The sequence below is a fragment of the Mesorhizobium sp. M2C.T.Ca.TU.002.02.1.1 genome (assembly GCF_003997225.1).
In genome coordinates this window covers 1-1,413 of sequence record NZ_RZTO01001164.1, presented here as the reverse complement: position 1 = coordinate 1,413, position 1,413 = coordinate 1, and the positions used below count along the sequence as shown (strand labels likewise).

Sequence of the window (1,413 nt, the reverse complement as noted above, 5' to 3'; positions counted from 1 at the left end):
CCCTCAGGCCTCTCCAGCGCGGCGACGGAGAGCAGCGTGTCGGCCAGCTCCGGCCGGCGGAAGGTGCAGATGCAGATGTCGATCGAGCGCCCGGCCATCACGCCACCTTGCGCTGCGAGCGGGGCGTCAAAAGCTGCTGCCAGAAGCCGACGGACCAGCCGAAATGCATGACCATCGCCGAGACGCCGGCGAGCGCTATGCCGGCGTTGCGCTGGCGTATCGCCGTCACAAGGCCGTAGCCGAGACACACCGCCGCCCACAAAAGGAACGGCACCGCCGCCAGCCAGTGGACGAAGGAGAACAGGGCAAGCAGCACCACAGGCGCAACCAGCAGCGGGATCATCTGCCGGACCTTCGGCACCATGCGGTGCTTCAGCACGTTCCTGGCGCGGCCACGGCCATAGCCGAGATACTGGAAATAGAGGCTCCTCAGCGTCGAGCGCGGATAATAGACCATCTGCGTCCTGCCGCTCATCCAGATGCGGCAGCCGGCCTGGCGCAGGCGATAGTCGAGCTCGGCGTCCTCGTTGTGGCTGAAGCTCTCGTCGTAACCGCCGACATGCCTGAAAGCGGCGATGCGCATCAGCGCGTGGTGGCCGTGGTCGACCCATTCGCCCTCGGACATGTGCCGGTGCTTCGAGCCGCCGGTGCCGAGCTTGGAATTCTGCGCTGCCGCGACCGCTTTCTGCACGGCGCCGGTGCCGGCGGTCAGCATCGAAACGACGACCGAATCGGCGCCGGTGGCAAGCGCTTCCTCGACCAGCCGGTCGCAGTAATCGTCCGGATAGCCGCCATGCGCGTCGATGCGGATGAGGTAGTCGGCGCCCTCGCCGAGGCTCGCCACCGCGAGATTGATGGCGGCGCTCTGGAGGCGCTTCGGATTGGCGAGCAGGATCACCCGAGGATCCTTCGCCACGATCTTCTCGACGATGGCTTGCGTGCCGTCGGTGCTGCCGCCGTCGGCGACGACGATGCGGCCGCCGAGCCGTGCCGCCGCCGGCCGCAACTGGTCGAGCAGACCGCCGATATGAGCTGCCTCGTTGAGGCAGGGAATGACGATCAGGATAGACGCCTGCGTCACGGGTTCTTGCGCGTCCCCTGCCATCACGCCGCCGCCTCCGTCGTTGCAAAATTTGAAGGCATCGTGGCGAGGCCGCTCAGCTTTTCGACGAAAGCCGCGCAATCGCTGCGATCGTAGCTCCAGGTCCTCGGATTGCGCGCCAGCACCCGCGACTTCAGGTCGCGATATCGAACCTGATCCATCCGGCCGAGCACCGCCCCGACGCTTTCGGGCGTCGCTTCGGGCAGAAGCACGCCGATATCCCGCTGCTTCAGGAACCTTCCGGTTTCAGTGTCTGCCATCGAGATCGGCACCGCGCCGAAGCGGCAGCCCTCATAGAGGCGGTTGGGAAG

1 protein-coding gene and 2 pseudogenes are annotated in these 1,413 nt (G+C 66.5%); all 3 read right to left on the bottom strand.

Annotated elements, in window-relative coordinates:
• Positions 1–98, bottom strand: a pseudogene (locus tag EOD07_RS38890) (glycosyltransferase family 2 protein); the annotation flags it as partial.
• Complete coding sequence (locus tag EOD07_RS34355) at positions 98–1,105, bottom strand: glycosyltransferase family 2 protein (RefSeq protein ID WP_127238347.1); 1,008 nt, start codon at positions 1,103–1,105, stop codon at positions 98–100. The gene EOD07_RS34355 and the pseudogene EOD07_RS38890, both read right to left, overlap by 1 nt.
• Positions 1,105–1,413 (bottom strand): annotated as a pseudogene (locus EOD07_RS34350) (glycosyl transferase family 1); the annotation flags it as partial. The gene EOD07_RS34355 and the pseudogene EOD07_RS34350, both read right to left, overlap by 1 nt.

What these genes read in the sequence shown, in the direction of transcription:
- EOD07_RS34355 (WP_127238347.1), bottom strand. Translation starts at nt 1,105, where the DNA reads ATGGCAGGGGACGCGCAAGAACCCGTGACGCAGGCGTCTATCCTGATC.